General features: G+C 64.8%; 21 protein-coding genes and 1 pseudogene. 9 read left to right on the forward strand and 13 right to left on the reverse strand.

Annotated features, from left to right (window positions below; translation table 11 throughout):
* Positions 1–6: 6 nt before the first annotated feature.
* The 3 genes from IF803_RS02925 to IF803_RS02935 are packed head-to-tail and all read right to left on the reverse strand — an operon-like array spanning position 7 to position 2056.
* Entirely contained in the window at positions 7–411 is a 405-nt protein-coding gene (locus IF803_RS02925) for a MaoC family dehydratase (RefSeq protein WP_461191205.1), read from the reverse strand.
* Complete coding sequence (locus IF803_RS02930; protein WP_461191206.1) at positions 408–863, reverse strand: MaoC family dehydratase N-terminal domain-containing protein; 456 nt, start codon at positions 861–863, stop codon at positions 408–410. Before IF803_RS02930 ends, IF803_RS02925 begins: the two co-directional genes overlap by 4 nt.
* Positions 864–871: 8 nt before the next feature.
* Positions 872–2056 carry a lipid-transfer protein gene (locus IF803_RS02935; RefSeq protein WP_461191207.1) on the reverse strand — a complete coding sequence of 395 codons (1185 nt, stop codon included), beginning with the start codon at positions 2054–2056 and terminating at the stop codon, positions 872–874.
* Between IF803_RS02935 and IF803_RS02940 the strand changes: the two genes are divergently transcribed.
* The 3 genes from IF803_RS02940 to IF803_RS02950 all read left to right on the forward strand — a co-directional run bounded on the left by IF803_RS02940 (position 2043) and on the right by IF803_RS02950 (position 5242).
* Complete coding sequence (locus IF803_RS02940) at positions 2043–2966, forward strand: TetR/AcrR family transcriptional regulator (RefSeq protein WP_461191208.1); 924 nt, start codon at positions 2043–2045, stop codon at positions 2964–2966. The genes IF803_RS02935 and IF803_RS02940 overlap by 14 nt on opposite strands.
* Positions 2896–4452, forward strand: a complete 1557-nt coding sequence (locus IF803_RS02945; RefSeq protein ID WP_461191209.1) for an acyl-CoA synthetase — start codon at positions 2896–2898, stop codon at positions 4450–4452. Before IF803_RS02940 ends, IF803_RS02945 begins: the two co-directional genes overlap by 71 nt.
* 193 nt (positions 4453–4645) lie before the next feature.
* Positions 4646–5242, forward strand: coding sequence for a DUF2889 domain-containing protein (locus IF803_RS02950; protein ID WP_051002921.1), 597 nt, complete (start codon positions 4646–4648; stop codon positions 5240–5242).
* Between the two features lie 110 nt (positions 5243–5352).
* Here the strand turns inward: IF803_RS02950 and IF803_RS02955 are convergent, their stop codons facing one another.
* On the reverse strand, positions 5353–6669 hold the full coding sequence (locus tag IF803_RS02955; RefSeq protein ID WP_461191210.1) for a tetratricopeptide repeat protein: 1317 nt from the start codon (positions 6667–6669) through the stop codon (positions 5353–5355).
* A 95-nt stretch (positions 6670–6764) separates the two neighbouring features.
* Positions 6765–7091, reverse strand: a pseudogene (locus tag IF803_RS02960) (winged helix-turn-helix domain-containing protein); the annotation flags it as partial.
* Positions 7092–7328: 237 nt separating this feature from the next.
* On the opposite strand from IF803_RS02960, the gene IF803_RS02965 reads away from it, so the two are divergent.
* Positions 7329–8342 carry a methyltransferase gene (locus IF803_RS02965; RefSeq protein ID WP_461191211.1) on the forward strand — a complete coding sequence of 338 codons (1014 nt, stop codon included), beginning with the start codon at positions 7329–7331 and terminating at the stop codon, positions 8340–8342.
* Positions 8343–8434: 92 nt separating this feature from the next.
* Positions 8435–9775: an MFS transporter gene (locus IF803_RS02970; RefSeq protein ID WP_461191212.1), complete on the forward strand. Its 1341-nt coding sequence runs from the start codon at positions 8435–8437 to the stop codon at positions 9773–9775.
* A gap of 14 nt (positions 9776–9789) precedes the next feature.
* Here IF803_RS02970 and IF803_RS02975 read toward each other — a convergent pair whose 3' ends face one another.
* Positions 9790–10260 carry a carboxymuconolactone decarboxylase family protein gene (locus IF803_RS02975; protein WP_461191213.1) on the reverse strand — a complete coding sequence of 157 codons (471 nt, stop codon included), beginning with the start codon at positions 10258–10260 and terminating at the stop codon, positions 9790–9792.
* Positions 10257–10664, reverse strand: coding sequence for a cupin domain-containing protein (locus IF803_RS02980; RefSeq protein ID WP_057017276.1), 408 nt, complete (start codon positions 10662–10664; stop codon positions 10257–10259). Before IF803_RS02980 ends, IF803_RS02975 begins: the two co-directional genes overlap by 4 nt.
* An 88-nt stretch (positions 10665–10752) precedes the next feature.
* Between IF803_RS02980 and pdxR the strand changes: the two genes are divergently transcribed.
* Complete coding sequence (gene pdxR, locus IF803_RS02985) at positions 10753–12207, forward strand: MocR-like pyridoxine biosynthesis transcription factor PdxR (RefSeq protein ID WP_461191214.1); 1455 nt, start codon at positions 10753–10755, stop codon at positions 12205–12207.
* Here the strand turns inward: pdxR and IF803_RS02990 are convergent.
* On the reverse strand, positions 12185–13012 hold the full coding sequence (locus IF803_RS02990) for an SDR family NAD(P)-dependent oxidoreductase (RefSeq protein WP_461191215.1): 828 nt from the start codon (positions 13010–13012) through the stop codon (positions 12185–12187). The two genes, pdxR and IF803_RS02990, sit on opposite strands and share 23 nt — an antisense overlap.
* A gap of 329 nt (positions 13013–13341) precedes the next feature.
* Here IF803_RS02990 and IF803_RS02995 point away from each other — a divergent pair, with 329 nt between their 5' ends.
* Both IF803_RS02995 and IF803_RS03000 read left to right on the forward strand, forming a co-directional pair.
* Positions 13342–13635, forward strand: coding sequence for a hypothetical protein (locus tag IF803_RS02995; RefSeq protein ID WP_028344571.1), 294 nt, complete (start codon positions 13342–13344; stop codon positions 13633–13635).
* Between the two features lie 178 nt (positions 13636–13813).
* Positions 13814–14446: a TerC family protein gene (locus IF803_RS03000; RefSeq protein WP_028344570.1), complete on the forward strand. Its 633-nt coding sequence runs from the start codon at positions 13814–13816 to the stop codon at positions 14444–14446.
* Between the two features lie 56 nt (positions 14447–14502).
* Here the strand turns inward: IF803_RS03000 and IF803_RS03005 are convergent, their stop codons facing one another.
* From IF803_RS03005 to IF803_RS03020, 4 genes are all read right to left on the reverse strand, one after another.
* Positions 14503–15222 (reverse strand): RraA family protein, encoded by a 720-nt coding sequence (locus IF803_RS03005; RefSeq protein WP_461191216.1) that lies wholly within the window; start codon positions 15220–15222, stop codon positions 14503–14505.
* A 268-nt stretch (positions 15223–15490) separates the two neighbouring features.
* Positions 15491–16369 carry a CDP-diacylglycerol--serine O-phosphatidyltransferase gene (gene pssA, locus IF803_RS03010; protein ID WP_461191217.1) on the reverse strand — a complete coding sequence of 293 codons (879 nt, stop codon included), beginning with the start codon at positions 16367–16369 and terminating at the stop codon, positions 15491–15493.
* Positions 16370–16590: 221 nt separating this feature from the next.
* Complete coding sequence (locus IF803_RS03015; protein ID WP_028344567.1) at positions 16591–17289, reverse strand: phosphatidylserine decarboxylase; 699 nt, start codon at positions 17287–17289, stop codon at positions 16591–16593.
* A gap of 53 nt (positions 17290–17342) precedes the next feature.
* Positions 17343–19331: an ABCB family ABC transporter ATP-binding protein/permease gene (locus IF803_RS03020; RefSeq protein ID WP_461191218.1), complete on the reverse strand. Its 1989-nt coding sequence runs from the start codon at positions 19329–19331 to the stop codon at positions 17343–17345.
* A gap of 212 nt (positions 19332–19543) precedes the next feature.
* On the opposite strand from IF803_RS03020, the gene IF803_RS03025 reads away from it, so the two are divergent.
* A complete protein-coding gene (locus IF803_RS03025; RefSeq protein WP_028344565.1) occupies positions 19544–20149 on the forward strand; it encodes an LOG family protein in 606 nt (201 codons plus the stop codon).
* Between the two features lie 160 nt (positions 20150–20309).
* Here IF803_RS03025 and IF803_RS03030 read toward each other — a convergent pair whose 3' ends face one another.
* Positions 20310–20687: a VOC family protein gene (locus IF803_RS03030; RefSeq protein ID WP_461191219.1), complete on the reverse strand. Its 378-nt coding sequence runs from the start codon at positions 20685–20687 to the stop codon at positions 20310–20312.
* Positions 20688–20692 lie beyond the last annotated feature (5 nt).

A 20692-nucleotide genomic window follows, 5' to 3' on the forward strand; every position in this document is an offset into this window, starting at 1 on the left:
TCTCTCCTAAAGCGCGATAATGGCTTCCCCGGCGAGCTTGATCTCGCCGTTATGATCCTTCGTCGTCAGCGCGAGTTTTGCGCACTTCTCACCGCCCTGCTCGATCAGCTCCGTCACCGTGCCTTCGCAGGTCAGCTTCGCGCCGAGCTGGGTGATCGCGGCAAAGCGGGTCGAGAAGGAGCGGACGCGCGACGGCGCCACCGCGTCGGTCAGCGCCTGGCCGAGATAGCCCATCACCAGCATGCCGTGCGCGAACACGTCGGGGAAGCCGGCCGCCTTCGCGAAGTCGATATCGACATGGATCGGGTTGTGATCGCCGGAGGCGCCGCAATACAGCGCGAGGCGATGGCGGGTGATCGGCGGAAACTCCTTGTGGACGATGCGGTCGCCGACAGAGGGAGAGCTGGTCATGACGGCCTCGCATTGCGCACCACGACGGTGCGCGAGACATCGGCAACATGGACGCCGTTCTGGTTGGTGACGGGGGTGTCGACCACGATCAGCGTCATCGCTCCGCCCTTCTTGTCGGTCACGCCAGTGACGCGCGGGCGGAACGTCAGCGTGTCGCCGACGATCACGGGCGCGTGATAGTCGAAGCGCTGCTCGCCGTGCAGCACGCGGGCCAGATCGATGTCGAGCGCCGTGAGGAACTCGAACGGGTCGGGTGCATCCATCATCTCGAGGCAGAACAGATAGGTCGGCGGTACCGGCGCCGCCGTGAAGCCGGCCGCCTGCGCGGCCGTCTCGTCGCGATAGACGGCATTCGTCTCGCCGAGCGTATCGAGGAAGAAGCGCAGGCGCCCCGGCTCGACGCGCGCGGTCACGGGCGTGAATGTACGCCCGACAGCGGATTGATCGACCATGGGCGGCCTCAGGCGCGTTCGTAGAGCGTCACGACGCAGGCGCCGCCGAGGCCGAGATTGTGCTGCAAGCCGATCCGCGCGCCCTCCACCTGCGTCGCCGCAGCGGTGCCGCGCAGCTGCCGCGTCAGCTCATAGCACTGCGCAAGTCCGGTGGCGCCGAGCGGATGGCCCTTCGACAGCAGCCCGCCGGACGGGTTGGTGACGATCCTGCCGCCATAGGAGTTGTCGCCGTCGTCGATGAATTTCGCGGCCTCGCCCTCGCCGCACAGGCCGAGCCCCTCATAGGTGATCAGCTCGTTGTGCGCGAAGCAGTCGTGCAGCTCGACAACGTCGAGATCATCAGGCCCGATGCCGGCGGCCTCGTAGACCTTTTTGGCGGCATCGCGCGCCATGTCGTAGCCGACCACCTGCATCATGTCTGACGCACCGAAGGTCGACGGCGTATCCGTGGTCATCGCCTGCGCGGCGATGCGGACCTGCTTGTTGAGACCGTGCTGGTCGGCGAATTTCTCCGAGACCAGGATCGCGGCGGCGCCGCCGCAGGTCGGCGGGCACGCCATCAGCCGCGTCATCACGCCGGGCCAGATCACCTGGTCGTTCATCACGTCGTCGGCTGAGACCTCTTTCCGGAACAGCGCCAGCGGATTGTTCTTGGCATGACGGCTCGCCTTGGCGCGCACCTTTGCAAAGGCGGAGAGCGGCGTGCCGTATTTCTTCATGTGGCTCAGGCCGGCGCCGCCGAAATAGCGCAGCGCCAGCGGCACGCCGGGCGCGTCGACCAGCTTGTCGGCCGCGGCGTCGAAATCGTCGAACGCGCTCGGGCGGTCGGTGAACACGGCGCCGAGCGCGCCGGGCTTCATCTGCTCGAAGCCGAGCGCCATCACGCAATCGGCCGCGCCTGACTCGATCGCCTGCCGCGCCAGGAACAGCGCGGTCGAGCCGGTCGAGCAGTTGTTGTTGACGTTGACGATCGGGATGCCGGTCATGCCGACCGGATAGAGCGCGCGCTGCCCGCAGGTGGAGTCGCCATAGACATAGCCGACATAGGCCTGCTGCACGCGGCCGTAGTCGAGCCCGGCGTCGGCGAGCGCCAGCTTCGCGGCCTCGGCGCCCATCACGTGATACGGCGCATTGGCGCCGGGCTTGACGAAGGGGATCATGCCGACCCCGGCAACATAGGTGCGTGACGTCATCGCGTGTCCTCCCGGAAATTACCCACTGGACTATTTATTACCCATGGGTAATATACGGGCGATCTTCCGGAGTCAATGCGACAGCACCCACGCGATGGACGCCAGCTCTCCCTCTTCCAGCAACGAGTCGCCCTGGCTGCCGTTCGAAAGCCGGCGCCGCGCCCGCGACGAGAAGCGCGAGGCGGTGCTGCGCACGGCCGTCGCCCTGTTCCTCGAACAGGGCTATCACCGCGCCACGCTGAACGACGTCGCCAAGCGGCTCAACATCACCAAGCCCGCGCTCTACAACTACTTCCGCGGCAAGGACGAGATCCTGTTCGAGTGCTGGTCGATCGGCAATGAGCTGGTCGACGAATGCATTGCCGAGACGTCGGCCGGCGGCGGCTCGGGGCTCGACAAGCTTCGCAAGCTCACCGTCCGCTATGCCGAGCTGATGACCGCGGACTACGGCAAGAGCCTGGTCCGCTTCGACATCCGCGATCTCAGCGAGGACAACCGCAAGATCGTGCAGACCGCGAAGCGGCGGATCGACCGCGCCTTCCGCGACTATATCGCACAGGGCGTCGAAGACGGTTCGGTGAAACCGTGCGACCCGAAGCTCGCGGCTTTCGCCATTGCCGGCTCGCTGAACTGGATCGGCCACTGGTTCCAGCCGGGCGGCGAGCTGAGCGGACGCGCGGTCGCCGAGGAATTCGCGATCCGCCTCACCGAAGGCATCGCCAAAACATCAATGCAAATGGCATCAACGCGCAAGACAACAGCGCACAAAGCAGCCCTTCCGGCTGCAGAGAAGGCGGACAAACCGCCTCGCAAGGGAAACGCATCAAGGGAGGAGACGAGTGAACATCACGCACGGACTGCGGCGCGCGCTGCAGGTCAATCCAAACGGGCTCGCAGTCGTCTGCGGTGAGCGGCGGCGCAATTGGCGCGAGGTCGGCGAACGCGTCGCCCGCCTCGCCGCAGCGATCCGCGGCCTCGGGGCGCAGGACGGCGACCGCGTCGCGATCCTGTCGCTGAACTCCGACCGCTATCTCGAACTCTATTTGGCGGTCGGCTGGGCCGGCGCCGTGATCGTGCCGCTCAACATCCGCTGGTCTCCGCTGGAGAACGAGGACGCCCTGCGCGACTGCCGCGCAACAATCCTGTTCGTCGACAAGGCGTTTGCGCCGGTCGGCGCGGCGCTGGCAGGCGCCATCCCCGGCCTGAAGCTGGTCTATGCCGACGAGGGCGAGACGCCGGCCGGCATGGAGAATTACGAGACGCTGATCGCGCGCAGCGCGCCGATAGCCGATGCCATGCGCAGCCGCGACGATCTCGCCGGCATCTTCTACACCGGCGGCACCACCGGCCGCTCCAAGGGCGTGATGCTGAGCCACGGCAATCTGATGGCCAATGCGCTCAACGCGCTCGGCGAAGGCCTGTGGCCGAGCAGCACGATCTACCTGCACGCGGCGCCGATGTTCCACCTCGCAAACGGCGCGGCGATGTATTCGGTGCTGCTGTCCGGCGGGTCCAATGTCGTGATCCAGGGCTTTACGCCTGACGGCGTCGCGGCCGCCGTGCAGAAGGAGCGCATCACCGACGTGCTGCTGGTGCCGACCATGATCCAGATGTTCGTCGATCATCCGACGCTCGGCAATTACGACCTGTCGTCCTTGAAGCGGATCTCCTACGGCGCCTCCGTCATCAGCGACGCCGTGCTGATGCGCGCCATGAAGGCGCTGCCGCATGTCGAATTCACGCAAGCCTACGGCATGACCGAGCTGTCGCCGATCGCGACCCTGCTGCACTGGAAGGAGCATATCGGCGACGGCCGCGCCAAGGGCCGGCACCGCGGCGCCGGCCGCGCCACGCTCGGCGCGGAGGTCAAGATCGTCGACGCCGAGGACAAGATCGTGCCGACGGGCACCGTCGGCGAGATCGCGGTGCGCGGCGACATGGTGATGATGGGCTATTGGGAGCGGCCGGAGGAGACCGCGCGCGCCGTGATCGACGGCTGGATGCACACCGGCGACGGCGGCTACATGGACGAGGACGGCTTCGTCTACGTCGTCGACCGCGTCAAGGACATGATCATTTCCGGCGGCGAGAACGTCTATTCGGCCGAGGTCGAGAACGCCCTCGCCCAGCACGCGGCGGTGGCGCAATGCGCCGTGATCGGCATTCCGAGCGAACGCTGGGGCGAGCAGGTTCACGCCGTCGTGGTGATGAAGAGCGGCGCCAGCGCCACGCCGGAGGAGCTGATGGAGCACTGCAAGGCGCTGATCGCCGGCTACAAATGCCCACGCAGCGTCGACATCACCTCGACCCCGCTGCCGCTCTCCGGCGCCGGCAAGATTCTGAAACGCGAGCTGCGCAAGCCATATTGGGAGAACCGCGAACGGCGCGTGAGCTGAGGGGCAGCTCTCAACGTCACCCCGTCATTCCGGGGCGATGCGAAGCATCGAACCCGGAATCTCGAGATTCCGGGTCTGGCGCCAACGCGCCAGCTCGGAATGACGACGTCTCATAACGCCATTCAGCTGCGAGCGTTGACATCGGCGCACGCGGCCGATTGGATCAGTACTAGATTCAATCCAGCGAGTTCCGATGTCCGCACCCGATACCAATGCCGACGGCAAGCCCCGCCGCCTGATGCACCGCCGCTCCGTCGAATGTCTCGGCTATCTCCGTGACGACGGATTGTGGGAAGTCGAGGCGCGGCTGGTCGACACCAAACCCTATGCCCGACAGGACAAGCATCGCGGCCTGCAGCAACCCGACGATCCCGTGCACGATATCCGCCTGCGGCTCGCGGTCGACGACAGTTTTACGATCCGCGAGACCGGCACCACGATGGCCTCGACGCCCTACCCATCCTGCCTCGACGTCGAGGGCATTTTGCAGCGCCTAGTCGGCGAACGCATCGGTAAGGGCTGGCGCGAACTGGTCCGTCGCAAGATCGGCAAGCTCGAGACCTGCACCCATCTCGCCGAGCTCCTGGGACCGGCGGTGACGACGCTGTTCCAGACCGCAACCTCCGGCAAGGACCCGCAGGGCCGCGGCGCGCTCGATCATCAGCGCGATGTCACCGAGCCGCCGTTCTTCGTCGGCGGCTGCTATTCATGGCGGCTGGATGGACCGGTCGTGGCGGAGACATTCCCGCAGTTCGCGCAGAAGCCGGTCGAGGCGAAGCCGGGTTCGTGAGTGGTGCTCCGCCGCTGACCAAGACGCGTGTATGGCGCGCCGTTGCTGGAGCTCAAATGCAGCTCCTCGTCGCAGCTTTATCCCATTCACGCAGATGATCGAACGCGGCACTAGCTTTCCGGCACGCCGGCCATGCGCATTCCCTCATAAAAGCGCTTACGCTTGGCGAGCCATACCGGATTGTCGGACAGGAAGACGACATTGACGTCGTATCGACGAATGCTGAAGTTTGGATCAAGTGCCAGTCCGGCCTTGGCACTGGATTGTGCTTCCTCGAGGTCTCCCATCATGGCCAACGCGCCAGCCAAGTGAAAGTGAGCGAGCGCAAAATTGGGATTAGCCTCAATGCTCCGGCGAAGCCAGTCCAGCGCCTCGAGGTCTGCATTGGTACACGACATCAACTTGGCCATCCCGACAACCATGACCCAGAGAAAGGCACGCGTATCGCGAGGGGACAGTCGTAACGCCTCTTGAATATGCCCCTCGACTTCCTCACCACGCCCCAGCGCATGCTTCCCGAGGCCAATAAACCCATGCGCATCGGCCAAATTCCGATCGAGCGCCAGCGCCTGGCGACATTCAGCGATACCCTTTGCAGCGCGGTGCGTCCGAATTTGAACCGCGCCGAGCAACATGTGGGCTCTGGGGTGGTTGGGCGCACGCAACAACACGCCATTCAGCGCCTTCTCCGCGGCCCTGAAATATGCCGGTCCGTCATCGGCCATGGAGGAAGAACCGATCGCAAAATCGACCTGAGCCGCGGCAACCGCTGCTTCAATATTGTCGGGATCAAGCGCGAGGGCGCGCATGAAGAAATCCCTTGCTCGCGCCATAACCGCAGGCGCTATTCCTTTGTTCAGGACAGCCCTGCCCTGAAAATAGAGATCCATGGCGTCCGGTTGGGGCGACCGTTCCGCCCGTCGTGCTTCGGCCTTGATAAGCTCGGCGTTCAACGTATTGGCGAGCCGGGATACGATCTCATCCTGCATGTCCAGCAAGTCGGCAGCGGGCTTGTCGAAGCGCTCGGCCCACACATGGGCTCCGGTTTCCGTGTCAGTCAACTGAACGTTGAGGCGAAAGCGGTTGCCGCCGCGTTGAACCGACCCTTCCAGCGCGTAACGGACATTCAATTCACGACCGATCTCCCTCACGTCCACCGCCTTGCCCTTGAAGGTGAACGCGGTGCCCCGGCCGATGACGAACGCGCCGGCGATCCGCGACAGGTCGGTGGTCAAACTGTGAGTCACGCCATCGACGAAATATTCCTGCTCCAGATCGCCGCCAATATTTGTGAATGGTAGAACAACAATGGACAGGTGTGGGATCGAAGATGAACCCGCTGGCCTTCCGGCGTTGTCCGGCATCGACGGGGTCGTGACACTGGCAGAAGCCGGGCGGTCGGCCTGCTCGCCATCCACGACCAGCATGTAGCCGCGGCGAGGCAGGTTCTCAGGGCCAATCGGCCCGCCCCTCCCAGGGCCTGCCTGATGTCGCCGATGGCCTGGACAAGCGAGTCTTCCGTGACCTCGCAGTCCGACCAGACCTCATCCAATATCTCGTCCTTATGCACCAGGCGCCCGACGCGTTGCGCGAGGAGCCGCAGCACCGCCCAGGCTTGAGGACGCAACGGCACGATGTCGCCGCGCCCGTCGAGCAGCAATTCGCGGGCCAGGTCCAAGGTCCGGTCGCCGATCACAATCGAAGGCTGCGATGACTTAAGCAAGAACGCCTCGTTGGGCCATTTCGGAAAATATCGGCAGAATATCGGCGAGGTTTCGGGACCTGGCGGCAATTGTACAGCATCATCTTGCGGCGCGGGATAGCAAAACCGTCCCGAGCAGCGATCCACCAAAAGCGGTCAGCGCCAGGCAGGCCTCCATGATCAGTTCTGTCATCCATACTGCGCTAAGTATTTCAGGTTTCAACCCTTCCCCGGTTGCGGGGACGGACCAGCGATGCGGCCCCGGCGTCACCGACACCGAGATCAGGATCGGCCAATCGATGCCGCACAGCGCGCCGCAGCCTGAGCAGGTTTGCCCGGGAGCGCTGGACCGGCACCAACGAGCAGCATGAGAGGGAATGATCGATGTCCTCTATCCACGCATCCGCAAGATTGCTGCACCTTATTCAGTCGCAGCGCGTGACCGCGATCATCTATGTCGCCGCGAAGCTGGGGATCGCTGAGCTCCTGCGCGATGGATCGCGGCCCCTTGGCGAACTCGTTGAGGCGACCGGCGCGAACAAGCAGGCGCTCCGCCGCCTGCTGACCGCGCTTTCGACCATAGGCATTTGCACGGTCGCTGAAGAGCAATACGCATTGACCGAACTGGGGGCTTGCCTTGATGGGGCCGCAACCCAGTCCCTCAAGAACTGGACGATCTTTGAAGGCCAGTTCCTGACCGAATCGTGGACCGGGTTGCTGGACTCGATCATGACGGGCAAGACCGCCGCGCAACTGCTTGGCCATGAAAACAGCTTTGATCTGATGGCGCGCGATCCGGAGATGGTCAGCATATTCAACGCAGCGATGATGGAGGGGACGCGTCTGGCGATTCCGGATATCCTGGGGGCCTACGACTTCGGTGCGTTCGCTCATCTCATGGATGTCGGCGGCGGCTCCGGCGAACTCGTTGGCGCCATAGCCGGGCAACATCCGCACATCCGAGGGACCATTTTCGACCTTCCGCGCTGCGCCGAATCCGCGACTGGCCACCTGAGGCGCAGCGGGCTCAGTGACCGCGTCGAATTCATGGCCGGCGATTTCTTTCAGACGATTCCATCGATCGCGGATGCCATCGTCATGAAGAACATCATTCACGATTGGAGCGATGAGCGCAGCATGGTCATCCTCGCAAACTGTCGAAGGGCGCTCCCCGGAGGTGGCGTGCTCCTGCTTATCGAACGGATCATGCCGGAATTCCCGAGCGTAAGCGATGCGCACAGGGAACAGACGCTGACCGATCTGCTCATGCTTCGCGGGCCTGGCGGTCTCGAAAGAACGGAAAAGCAGTACGCTTGGCTGTTTCGCGAATCCGGCTTTACTCACACCGCGACCTATCCGGCCGGGCCTCTCAGCGTCATCGAGGCAAAGGTCGCCTGAGCTTTCGAGGTCAGACCATTACTCCCGCGCAATGGAGCAGCGACTGGTTCGAAGGACATCATAGGCAAAAGCATACTTTGGAAGGAACAGGAATGCATCTGCCTGCTGCAAGCAAGTCGTCGTCGCCCATATTAGAGAACCCGGCGTACAAGGCCGTGTTCGCCAAGGTCGACTGGCGCCTTATACCTTTGCTGCTGATCGCCAGCATGGTCGCCTTTCTCGACCGCATCAATATCGGCTTTGCACAACTTCAGATGAAGCAGACACTGCCGTTCGATGATGCAGTCTACGGGCTCGGCGCGGGCATCTTCTTCGTCGGATATTTCCTGTTTGAGGTGCCCAGCAATCTTCTTCTGGAAAGGATCGGCGCGCGCAAGACCCTGTTGCGGATCATGGTGCTCTGGGGATTGGCGGCGACCGCCATGATGTTCGTATCGACGCCGCTCCAGTTCTATGCGGCGAGGTTCTTCCTTGGTGTCTTTGAGGCCGGCTTCGCCCCGGGCGTGCTGCTGTATTTGACGTACTGGTACCCATCGGTGAGGCGCGGGCAGGTCATCGCGATCCTCGCGTCGGCGCCCCCCATTGTGATGTTCATCGCTGGTCCGCTGTGTGGTTCGATACTGAAGTATTTCGACGGCGTCAGCGGTCTTTACGGCTGGCAATGGCTGTTTCTGATCCAGGGGCTGCCCGCGCCAATCCTCGGCGTTCTCGTGTATTACCTGCTCAAGGACAAGCCGTTCCAGGCCGCGTGGCTCTCGAAGGGAGAGAAGGCGCTGCTGGACGATGCTTTACAGCATGACGAAGAGAACATCGTGAAGGCAACCTCGGGGACGTTCCGGCAGCTGCTGCGAGACCCGAAGGTCTACCTGTTGTCGCTGGCCTGTTTTTGTCTGCTGGGCGCCAACTACACGATGGTATTCTGGATGCCGACCCTGATCCATAGCTGGGGAGTGAAGGATCCGCTACTGGTCGGCGTCTATCACGCAGTGGCCAACGCCGCGGGTATCGTCTGCATGATCCTGATCGGTCGTCATTCGGACAAGCGGCATGAGCGCCGCTGGCACTATGCGACCTGCGTCACGATTGCCGCCGGCGGCTTGTTCTTTCTCATGTTGCTCCACGGCACTTTTGTTGGTTCGATCCTGGCTCTCTCCTTCGCCGTCATCGGGTTTGTGTCAGCGCCGCCGCTCTTTTATGCATTGACCAGCGAGTATCTCTCAGCTGGCGTGGCGGCCGGCGGCCTTGCCCTCGTCACCAGCCTCGGAAACCTCGGTCCGGCGGTAAGCCCGTCGATCACGGGGTTCATCGTGCGGAACACCGGCGACAACATCTATGGCATGTACCTCGTCATGGCGCTGTACTTGCTCTCCGGCGCACTCCTGCTGCTGAGCATGCGGCCCGCAACAAATGAGTTGCTCCTGTCGAGGAGTTGACCATCCAGCCAAGTTCAAGCCGCCGCAGCGGAATGCTCGACCACAGCCTGCGGCGGGTTGCGGAAGCCGATCGCGATCCGGTTATAGGTGTTCATCAGGCCGATCGCGATGGTCAGGTCGACCAGCTGCTTCTCGCTGAACACTGCGCGCGCCACTTCATACGCGGCATCCGGGATCGCGGTCTCCGCCACGCGGGTGACGGTTTCGGCCCAAGCCAGCGCGGCGCGCTCCTGATCGTCGAACAGCGCCTCCGCCTCGCGCCAGACCTGCAGCAGCGCCAGCTTTTCGACCTTGACGCCCATCTTCTGCAGTGAGCGCGTGTGCATGTCGAGACAATAGGCGCAGCCGTTGATCTGCGATATCCGCAGATAGACCAGTTCGACGAGCTGCGCGGAAAGGCCGCTTTGCGTGATGTAGCCATAGACGCCGCCGAGCGCCTTGATGCCCGCTGGCGCGACCTTGTTGTAATCGATCCGCATGCTCATTGCTTGTGTCCTTCCTTGTCGAAGACGGTCAGCGCCTTGTCGTTGCTGTCGACGACGAACACCGCAAGCAGCTTCGCCGGTTCGGTCGCGCTGGCGTTGCGTCCGAGCACGTGATGCGCGCCGGGCGGCTCGAAGAAGCTGTCGCCGGCCCGATAGATGTGCGCGGCCTCGCCCTCAAGCTGGCTCTCGATCGCGCCCTGGAGCACGTAGACATAGAGAAACGCCGATTTGGCGTGATGATGCGGTGCGGACGGCTCGCCCGGCGGGAAGTTGACCTCGACCGCGATCAGCGACTTGCCGGGAATGTTCGTGATCATATGCTCGAATTTCGGCGTCACCGATTGCGCCATCGCCGGGGTCGCAAGCGCGGCGCAGGCCAGCAGCGTCGTCATCAAGGTCTTCATCTCGTGCCTCCATTGCTAAAGGATAGATGCGGGCACGCATGGCCAAAAAGAAGCACCAAGAATGAACCGAATTGGTGTACCACGAGCCATGCCAAACCCGCTTCCCATCGCGCTCGACCGCTCGGCCAGAACGCCGCTCTCCGAGCAGATCCGCAAGGCGATCGCGGCGGCGATCGACAATGGCGTGCTGGTGCCGGGCGCCCGGCTGCCATCGTGGCTCGACCTTGCCGCGCAGCTCGGCGTTGCGCGCGGCACTGTGCGGGCGGCCTATGACAAGCTGTCGGACGCCCAGCACATCGTGTCGTCGAAGGCGGGCGGCACCACCGTCGCGAGGCAGCCCAGGAAGGCCGCCAAGCCCGATGCGCCGGTCGCTCCCGGATCGGTCGTGGAGATGCTTCGCGATCTGAGCGGTCAGGGACACTTTCGGATGGGCGTCCCCGCGCAGGATAGCCTCCCCGCCAAGCTGCTGGCGCGAATCCGCGCGCGCGCCGTCCGGGCGGAATTGAGCACGGTGACGCGCACGATCGATCCGCGCGGCGAGCTCGAATTGAGACGCGAGATCGCGGCGCACCTCGCGATCGCGCGCGGGCTCGAATGCTCGCCCGCGCAAATCGTCATCACCTCGGGCTTCACCGGCGGACTCGGCCTCGCGCTGCGCGTGCTCGGCCTCGAAGGCCGCCGCGTGTGGATGGAAGACCCGGGATTTCCATTGACGCGAAAGGGCCTCGAGCTCGGCCGGCTGGAGGTCGTCCCGATCCCCGTCGATGCCAATGGCGTCGATGTCGAGCACGGCCTCAAGCACGCCCCCAATGCGGCACTCGCGGTCGTGACGCCGGGCCAGCAGGCGCCGCTCGGCCCGCCGCTGTCGCCGCAACGTCGCACGCAGCTGCTCGACTGGGCCGCGCAAACCGGAGCCTACATCATCGAGGACGACTATCTCGGCGAGTTACAGCTCGACGGCCGCGCTGCGCCGGCGCTGGCCTCGCTCGACCGCGCCGGCCGGGTGATCCATCTCGGCTCCTTCAGCAAGACGATCTCGCCGACGCTTCGCCTCGGCTTCCTGGTTGCTCCGGAGCCATTGGCAGCGCAGTTCGCCGATGTCGCGACGTGCCTGGTCCCTGCTCCCGGCCCGGCGGTGCAGCTGTCCACGGCGGAGTTCATGAGCGACGGCCACTACATTCGCCATCTCAGGCGAACCAAGCGGGCCTATTGCGACAACCGCGATGCGCTGACGACGGCGCTACGGAGCTGGAGCAACGACGTGCGGGTTGCCGGCCTCGCCGTCATGCTGACGCTGCCGGACAAGACCGCCGATGTCGAGATCGCCAGGGCACTGCTCGCGCACGGGCTGGCGCCCGCCCCGCTCTCGCCCTGGTATGTTTCACCGAAGCGCGCGCAGCCGGGTCTCTTGCTCGGCATTGCAACGGTGCCGGATCGCGGCGTTCCGGCCGCATGCAACCGCCTGTTCGAGGCGATCCGCGCCCAAGGTCGCATCCAAGGGGGGCAGGCGCCGCGCCGGATCAGGAAGCCCGCAGCCCGGTGAGCGTAAGGCTCAACGCCTTGAGCCGCTTGCGCGCCTCGGCGTCGTAGGCCTGGGCATGGGCGCGGGCCTCGCGCTTACCGTCGAAGAACAGCCCGCTCCGGCCTGCCACATCTTCATCCTGGACCAGACGCAGGATGGCATCACCGCCCTGCTCGACGGTCGAGATCGGCGTCGCCCCGCTGGCGCGCACCATCGTGGTGTTCATATAGGTCGCAGGGTGCAGCGAGTTGACGGTCACGCCGGAGCCTTCGAGCTCCGCGGCCAGGTCGATGGTGAACATGATCTGCGACAGCTTGCTCTGCGCATAGGCGCGCGCGCCGCTGTAGTTCTTCGTGATCATCACGTCGCCGAAATCGATCGGGTGCTGGCCGAGCGACGCGACATTGACGATGCGCGCCGGCGTGCTCGCCTTGAGCCGCGGCAGCAACAGATGCGCGAGCAGGAAGCCGGCGAGATAGTTGACCGCGAAGCGCAGCTCGTGGCCGTCCTTGCTGGTCTGCCGCGCCGGCCCCTCGTTTTGCGAACCGATGCCGGCGTTGCTGACGAACACATCGAGGCGCTCCTGGTCGTCGAGCACCAGCTGGGCGAACTCGCGGACCTCGACGAGCGAGGACAGATCGGCCTGGTAGAACATCGGCTCGCGGCCGCTGAGGCGCTTGATCTCGTCGGCGAGCGTCTGCGCCCGCTTGGTATCGCGGCCATGGATCAGGACCCGGGCGCCGGCCGACGCCAGCTTCATCGCGACGTAACGGCCGACGCCGTCGGTGGAACCGGTGATCAGCACCGTCTTGCCTGCCATATTCATCGAAATTGCCTTTCGATCGTTCGCCCAGCGCTGTCAGCAAAGATAAAGGCGCCGCGCGGACTTTGCCATGGCATGCCACCGCGCCGGCGGCGCCAAAACGGCGCCAAGAAAGTCGCTCCGGGCGCGCCGTTCTCCGGAACCGCAGACGTACATCTTGTCGCGCGGCCGGCGGTCGCGCGGCGCCGCGTCGCGCCTCAGGGGGATCGCGTTCTGATATCCTCGACGTGAACGACAAGCCAGGATCGGCACAAGATCGGCAAAGGACCGGAATGTCCTCGACCATTCCAGACAGGATCTTGCGAAAGACTCCCTCGCTGGAGCCGTTCGGCATGCTGCTGTTGTTCGGCGCGCTGACCGCGCTGCCGATCGTCCTGACGCTCCGTCTGGTTGAGCCCGCACTCGTGCTGCCCGTGCTCAGCCTGTTGTTGTTCGTCCAGGCAGCCATTACCGCGATTGCGGCGCGCGTGATCCACGTGCGCACAAGCGTGGCGAACCTCACGCTGTGGGATTTTGCCGGCGCGTTCACCTTCATGGGGTGCGCAGCGGCAATCCTCGGCGAACCGGATCAGGCGGCGCTGTTCTTCGAGGAAGAAGCAGCAATGCGTCCGGTGTCACGACCGTAATCCCAGGCCGGGCCCCTCTGGCAGCCACAAGCTGCGATGTCGGACTGGAACTCAGTTGGAGTGGCCCTGCTTCGACCCGTGACGCGGATAAGCGTCGCGGTGGATTTGCCGTCCGCATGACGGCAAGAGCCGGTTTCGTCGAAAGGGTCCGCTCCCCGACCTCAAGGGGAATGCGACCATGTCCGAACTATTTTCGCCCGAATTGTTTTCACTCGACGCCCTCAGCGCATTGCTGCAAGTCGTCGTCATCGACCTCGTGCTGGCCGGCGACAATGCCGTCGTGATCGGCCTTGCCGCGGCCGGCCTGCCGGCGAAGCAGCGCGGCAAAGCGATCCTGATCGGCATCGGTGCCGCGACACTGCTGCGGATATTGTTCGCCCTGGTCACCACGCAGCTGATGCAGATCGTCGGCCTGCTGCTGGCCGGCGGCATCCTGCTATTGTGGGTGTGCTGGAAGATGTGGCGCGAGCTGCGCGCCGACGCACACGAGACCACGGCCGAACATGCCGATGGCGCAAAGGGCCAGCGCAAGACGCTGTGGCAGGCCACCACGCAGATCATCGTTGCCGACGTCTCGATGTCGCTCGACAACGTGCTGGCGGTCGCGGGCGCGGCGCGCGAGCAGCCGATCGTGCTGGTGTTCGGCCTCGCGCTCTCGATCGCGATGATGGGCGCAGCGGCCTCCTTCATCGCGCGGCTGCTGCAGAACCACCGCTGGATCGCCTATGTCGGCCTCGCCGTGATCCTCTATGTCGCCATCGACATGACGGTTCGCGGGGCGAACGAGATCGCGAAGGTTGCGCCGGCCTGACGAAAGCAAAACGGCGGGCCCTTCGGCCCGCCGTTCCGCAAATCGACAACGCGCGCTCAGTGGATTTCCGCCGAACGCTTCAGCGCGTCCTTCAGCTTCTCGAGCGAGAAATCCTTGGAACGCGCGATGTCCAGGATCGGGGTCTCGCGGCGGCCGCAGAGTTCGGCGGCCTCGGGCAGCTTCGCCGCGACCTCGTAGGGGATCACGATCGCGCCGTGGCTGTCGGCGTGGATCAGGTCGTCGGATCGCACCGTCATGCCGGCGACGCGGACCTCGCCGCCGAAGCTCTCCGCATGCACCCAGGCGTGCGACGGACCGATCGAGCCGGCCAGCGCCTGGAAGCCCGGCGCCCATTGCGGGATATCGCGGATCGAACCGTCGGTGATGACGCCAAGGCAGCCGAGCGCCTTGTGCACATTGCTCTGCACCTCGCCCCAGAATGCGCCGTAGCCGACGTCCGGACCGTCGATGTCCTGGATGACAGAGATGCGCGGGCCGAAGCCGGTGCCGACATATTCGTAATATTCGATGCGGCGCTTCGACTGCTCCTCGGCCGAGAGACCGGATTTCAGCACTGAGCGGATCGTCGTGGTGCGGGCATAGCCGACCATCGGCGGCAGCGTCGGGAACGGGCAGACCAGCGGCTTCACGGTGTAGCCGATCAGACGGCGCTCCGACGCGACGATCTCCATCGCGTTGCAGATCGTCGGCGTGTCGTAGCGCGCCAACGCTTCAAGGACGGAAGCAGGAAGCGGGGCGGAAGCGGATGTCGTCACGGCGTTTCTCTCCTGATTTTTGGCGTTCGCTGGGCCGTCTCAGCCTATAGCCGAGATCGCAGGCGAACCCAACCGAGGCACGCTCATGGCTGATATTTGGGAAGGCGCAACCAGCTCTATCACCGTCACCCCCGCGCAACGGCGAAGCCGTTGTCGCTGGAGGAGGCCGCGCAAGCGGCCGTCTCGAAGGGTCGACGGCCCCGCTGGTGGCCGTGCATCCTTCGAGACGCGCTACGCGCTCCTCAGGATGACGGATCATAGAGAAGCATCAATGCAGATGCGTCGGACGATCGTCGCGATCGCTCTCCGTGACCGGCGTTGCATAGGGAGCAGCAGCGGCCGGCGCTGGTGCGCCCGCAGCTTGCGTCTGCGCGGCAAGCTGGCGCTCCTGGTCGCGGTAGGACTTCCAGCCCCAGGGCAGGCTGATCAAATAGGCAACCGAGCCCGCCGACAGGATGTGCCAGGGATAGCCGATCAGCAGCGCGACGAAGAACACCACCGCAACGAACACCGGCAGCACCATTTCCGGCGGCACGCGCATCTTCACGGTCTTGCCGGAGAACACCGGCAGCCGCGACACCATCAGGAAGGCGATCAAGAGCGTGTAGAACGCCGTCAGCGTCGCCGGCGGCATCGGCACGCCGAGGAAGGCGAGATAGATCGGCAGCAGCACAGTGATCGCACCGGCCGGCGCCGGCACGCCGGTGAAGTAATTCGCGGCGAAGGCCGGCTTGTTCGGATCGTCGATCGAGGCATTGAAGCGCGCAAGCCGCAGGCCGCCCGAGATCGCGAACACCATCGCGGCGATCCAGCCGCCGTTGTTCAGCTCATGCAGCTGCCAGAAATACAGGATCAGGCCCGGCGCGACGCCGAAATTGACGAAGTCGGCGAGGCTGTCGAGCTCCGCGCCGAATTTCGACTGGCCCTTGATCATGCGGGCGACGCGGCCGTCGATGCCGTCGAGGATCGCGGCGAAGACGATGGCGGCGACCGCAAGCTCCATCCGCCCTTCCGTCGACAGCCGGATCGCGGTTAGCCCGGCGCAGATCGCCAGCAGCGTGATCATGTTCGGCACCAGCATCCGCACCGGGATCGGGCGGAACCGGCGGCGGCGATACTCGGTGGAATTCGGATCGAATGGCGTCATGGTTTTGCAATATAGCAAGCGCTGCCCCGCTCCGCCATCGGTGCGGGAACCGGCTGATCGAGCCGGAGAAACAGAGTTAATTGCCTGACTCAGGCGTACCCCCTCATGGTGAGGAGCGTGGAACGCGCGTCTCGAACCATGAGGCCCCTCTCGGCGGCCTGCATCCTTCGAGACGCCCGCTTTGCGGGCTCCTCAGGATGAGGGGCTAGATGTGCGAGCAATCAATCGGCGCGGTAGGTCCGACCCGGATCGGCGCCCCGGAAATCCGCGAGGATCGTCTCGCCGGCGACCGCGGTCTGCCCCTCGGAGACCAGCGCCTTGGTGCCCTCGGGCAGATAGACGTCGAGCCGCGAGCCGAAGCGGATCAGGCCGAAGCGCTCGCCGGCGCCGATCGACTGGCCCTCCTTGACGAAGCAGACGATGCGCCGCGCCACGAGGCCCGCGATCTGGACCACGCCGATGCGCCCGTTGGAGGTCGAGATCACGAGCGAATTGCGCTCATTGTCCTCGCTCGCCTTGTCGAGCTCGGCATTGATGAAGGCGCCGGGCCGGTAGGCGATGCGGTCGATGCGGCCGACCACCGGGCTGCGGTTCACATGGCAGTTGAACACGCTCATGAACACCGAGACCCGCGGCAGCGGCTTGTCGCCGAGCCCGAGTTCGGCCGGCGGCAGCGCCTGCACCACCATCGAGACGCGGCCGTCGGCGGGCGACACCACGATGCCGTCGCGCAGCGGCGTCACGCGGACCGGATCGCGGAAGAACAGCGCGCACCAGACGGTCAGCAGCGTCCCGATCCAGCCCAGCGGGGTCCAGATCCAGAACAGGATCAGGCTCGCCAGAGCAAAGCCGCCAATGAAGGGATACCCCTCCGGGTGGATCGGCGGGATCTGCGCGCGGATGGAATTGGCGATCGACATCAGAGCTCGCTTGCGTTTCCCCGCCCCATTTGGCGGGAGAGGCCCTAAATCGACTATTCCGCGGCGGTCGGCAAGGGCTTCTCACCCGCGTCAGGGCTGGAATCCTCCGACGATTCAGTGACCGCCGGCGGCAGCCGATTCGGCGTGGTGCCGTCGTCATCGACCTGGGCAAGCCGTTCGCGGGCTTCCTCGGCCTCGCGCTGCCGGTTCCACATGCTGGCATAGAGGCCGTCGGCGGCCAAAAGCCGCGCGTGGGTGCCGCGCTCGGCGATCCGGCCCTGGTCCAGCACGATGATCTCGTCGGCGCCGACGATGGTCGACAGCCGGTGCGCGATCACCAGCGATGTGCGGTTGCGCGAGACCCGCTCCAGCGCGCCCTGGATCTCGTGCTCGGTGTGGCTGTCGAGCGCGGAGGTCGCCTCGTCCAACACCAGGATCGGCGGCGCCTTCAGCACCGTGCGCGCGATCGCAACGCGCTGCTTCTCGCCGCCAGAGAGTTTCAGGCCGCGCTCACCGACCTGTGTCTCATAGCCCTGCGGCGACATCCGGATGAAGCCGTCGATCTGCGCGAGGCGCGCCGCCTCCTCCACCTCGTCGTCGCCGGCATCCCAGCGGCCATAGCGGATGTTGTAGCGGATGGTGTCGTTGAACAGCACGGTGTCCTGCGGCACCATGCCGATCGCCGAGCGCAGCGAGGCCTGCGTCACGGTCTTGATGTCCTGGCCGTCGATCAGGATGCGGCCGCTCGAGACGTCGTAGAGGCGGAACAACAGCCGCGAAATCGTCGACTTGCCGGCGCCGGAGGGACCGACGATCGCCACCGTCTTGCCGGCCGGCACCTCGAAGCTCAGGCCCTTGAGGATCGGCCGGTCCACCTCGTAGGCGAAGCGGACATCCTCGAACCGCACGCTGCCGGACGACACCGCGAGCGGCTTGGCGCCCGGAATGTCCTGCACCTCGGGATCGCGCGCCAGCACGTCGAACATCTTCTCGATGTCGATGATCGCCTGCTTGATCTCGCGATACACCATGCCCATGAAGTTCAGCGGCTGGTAGAGCTGGATCATCATCGAATTGATCAGCACGAAATCGCCGACGGTGTGGGTGCCGTTGCGGATGCCGAACGCACACATCAGCATGGTCGCGGTCAGCCCCGCGGTGAAGATGATCGCCTGCCCGGTGTTGAGCACCGCAAGCGAGGTGTAGGTCTTCACGCTGGCCTGCTCGTAGCGCTCCATCGAGCGGTCGTAGCGCCGCGCCTCGCGCTCTTCGGCGCCGAAATATTTCACCGTCTCGTAGTTGAGCAGCGAGTCGATTGCCTTGGTGTTCGCCTCGGTGTCGGAATCGTTCATCTTGCGGCGGATCTCGATCCGCCACTCGGTCGCGATGTAGGTGAAGTACATGAACACGACGACCGTGAGCAGCACCGCGAGCACGTAGCGCCAGTCGAACTGCCAGAGCAGCACCGCCGCCAGCAGCGCGACCTCGACGATGGTCGGGATCAGCTGCAGGATCACCATCCGCACGATGGTCTCGATGCCGGAGCGGCCGCGCTCGAGGACGCGGGTCAGGCCGCCGGTCTTGCGCTCGAGATGGAAGCGCAGCGACAGCTCGTGCATGTGCACGAAGGTGATGTAGGCGAGCCGCCGCACCGCATGCATCGCGACGCGCGCGAAGATGCCGTCGCGCCACTGCGTCAGCACCGCCATGATGATGCGCACCGCGCCGTAGCTGATCGTCATCAACACCGGCGAGGCGATCAGCCACACCATCCAGTTGGAGGACGCGACCGGCGCCGAGCCCGTGCCGTTCAGCGCGTCGATCGCCCATTTGAACGTGAACGGCACCGACAGCGTCGCGAGCTTGGCGAACAGCAGCAACACCACCGACCAGATCACGCGCGTCTTCAAATCGGCGCGATCGCCGGGCCAGATATAGGGCCAGAGATGAACGAGGGTGCCGAGCAGCGTCCCCTTCTCGGCGGCCGGCGGCGTGGCCGTGGGCTGTGCGGCGCCGGTCACACTCTGTTGCGGCGGCACCATCAGGCGCCCGCCCGCGCGGTCGCGGCACGGCGGTCCGCCGCCACATCTTGTCCACGGTTTGCCATTGTGCCCGTCATATAGATCGTTTGAACGCCGCGTACAGGCTTATGACGAAAATTGTTCGCGATTCGCGGGAATTTACGGGATTTTTGGCTCTCAATCCCCATATCGGAGTCTTGACCCTATTTACGCTGCGGTGCCACAAGGATCATATGAACCAAATCAAGACTGTCTGTGTTTATTGCGGCTCCGGCCCCGGTAACAATCCCCGTTTCGTTGAAGCTGCCGTCGCGCTCGGCAAGAGCTTTGCCGAAAACAACGTTCGCCTGGTCTATGGCGGCGGCTCGATCGGCCTGATGGGCGCGGTCGCGAAATCCACGCTCGACCACGGCGGCTCCGTCACCGGCATCATTCCCGAATTCCTGCGCGCGCGCGAGAACGCGCTGACCTCGGTTCAGGAGATGATCGTCACGCCCGACATGCATGAGCGCAAGCGGCTGATGTTCGAGCGCTCGGATGCATTCGTCGCGCTGCCCGGCGGCATCGGCACGCTGGAGGAGCTGGTCGAGCAACTGACCTGGCAGCAGCTTGGCCGTCACCATAAGCCGATCCTGCTCGCCAACATCGATGGCTTCTGGGAGCCCCTACTCTCGCTGCTGAGCCACATGCGCACGACCGAATTCATCCGCGCGACGCTGCCGATCAACGTGCTGATGGCCGACCGCGTTGACGAGATTTTGCCGCGGCTGCGTTCGGCGGTGGCCGGCAAACCGGCGGCCGCGAAGGAGCTGGCGCCCGAAGTGGCGCGGCGGCTGTAACTGTTCGCCGCACTTTCGGCTCCATCACCGTCATGCTGAGGAGGCCGCAAAGCGGCCGTCTCGAAGCACGACGGCCCCGCTGGTGGCCGCGCATCCTTCGAGCCGCGCTACGCGCTCCTCAGGATGACGGGTCGAGATAAGCGCCAGCCTAAGATCTTTACTACTCGCTCGGAAAAGTCACGGCCTCGATGCGGTTGCCGTCGGGATCGAGGACGAAGGCCGCATAGTAGCGCACGCGGTCGTGCGGGCGCAGGCCCGGAGGGCCATCGGAGAGGCCGCCTAACGCCAGCGCCGCAGTGTGGAAGGCATCGACCTCGGCGGTGGTCTTCGCGCGCAGGCAGATATGGGTGCCGCTCTCATGCGGGACCTGCGACATCGCGGCGCGCAGATTGATCCAGAATTCGGGATAGGCCTTGCCGAAGCCGATCGTCGCCGGCCGCGTGACGAGGCGACTCAGGCCAAGCGCGGCCAGCGTCGGCTCATAGAACCGCGCGGCCCGTTCCAGATCGCGGACACCGACGGAGACGTGGTCGATCATGGATA

Source organism: Bradyrhizobium sp. UFLA06-06, assembly GCF_054820065.1.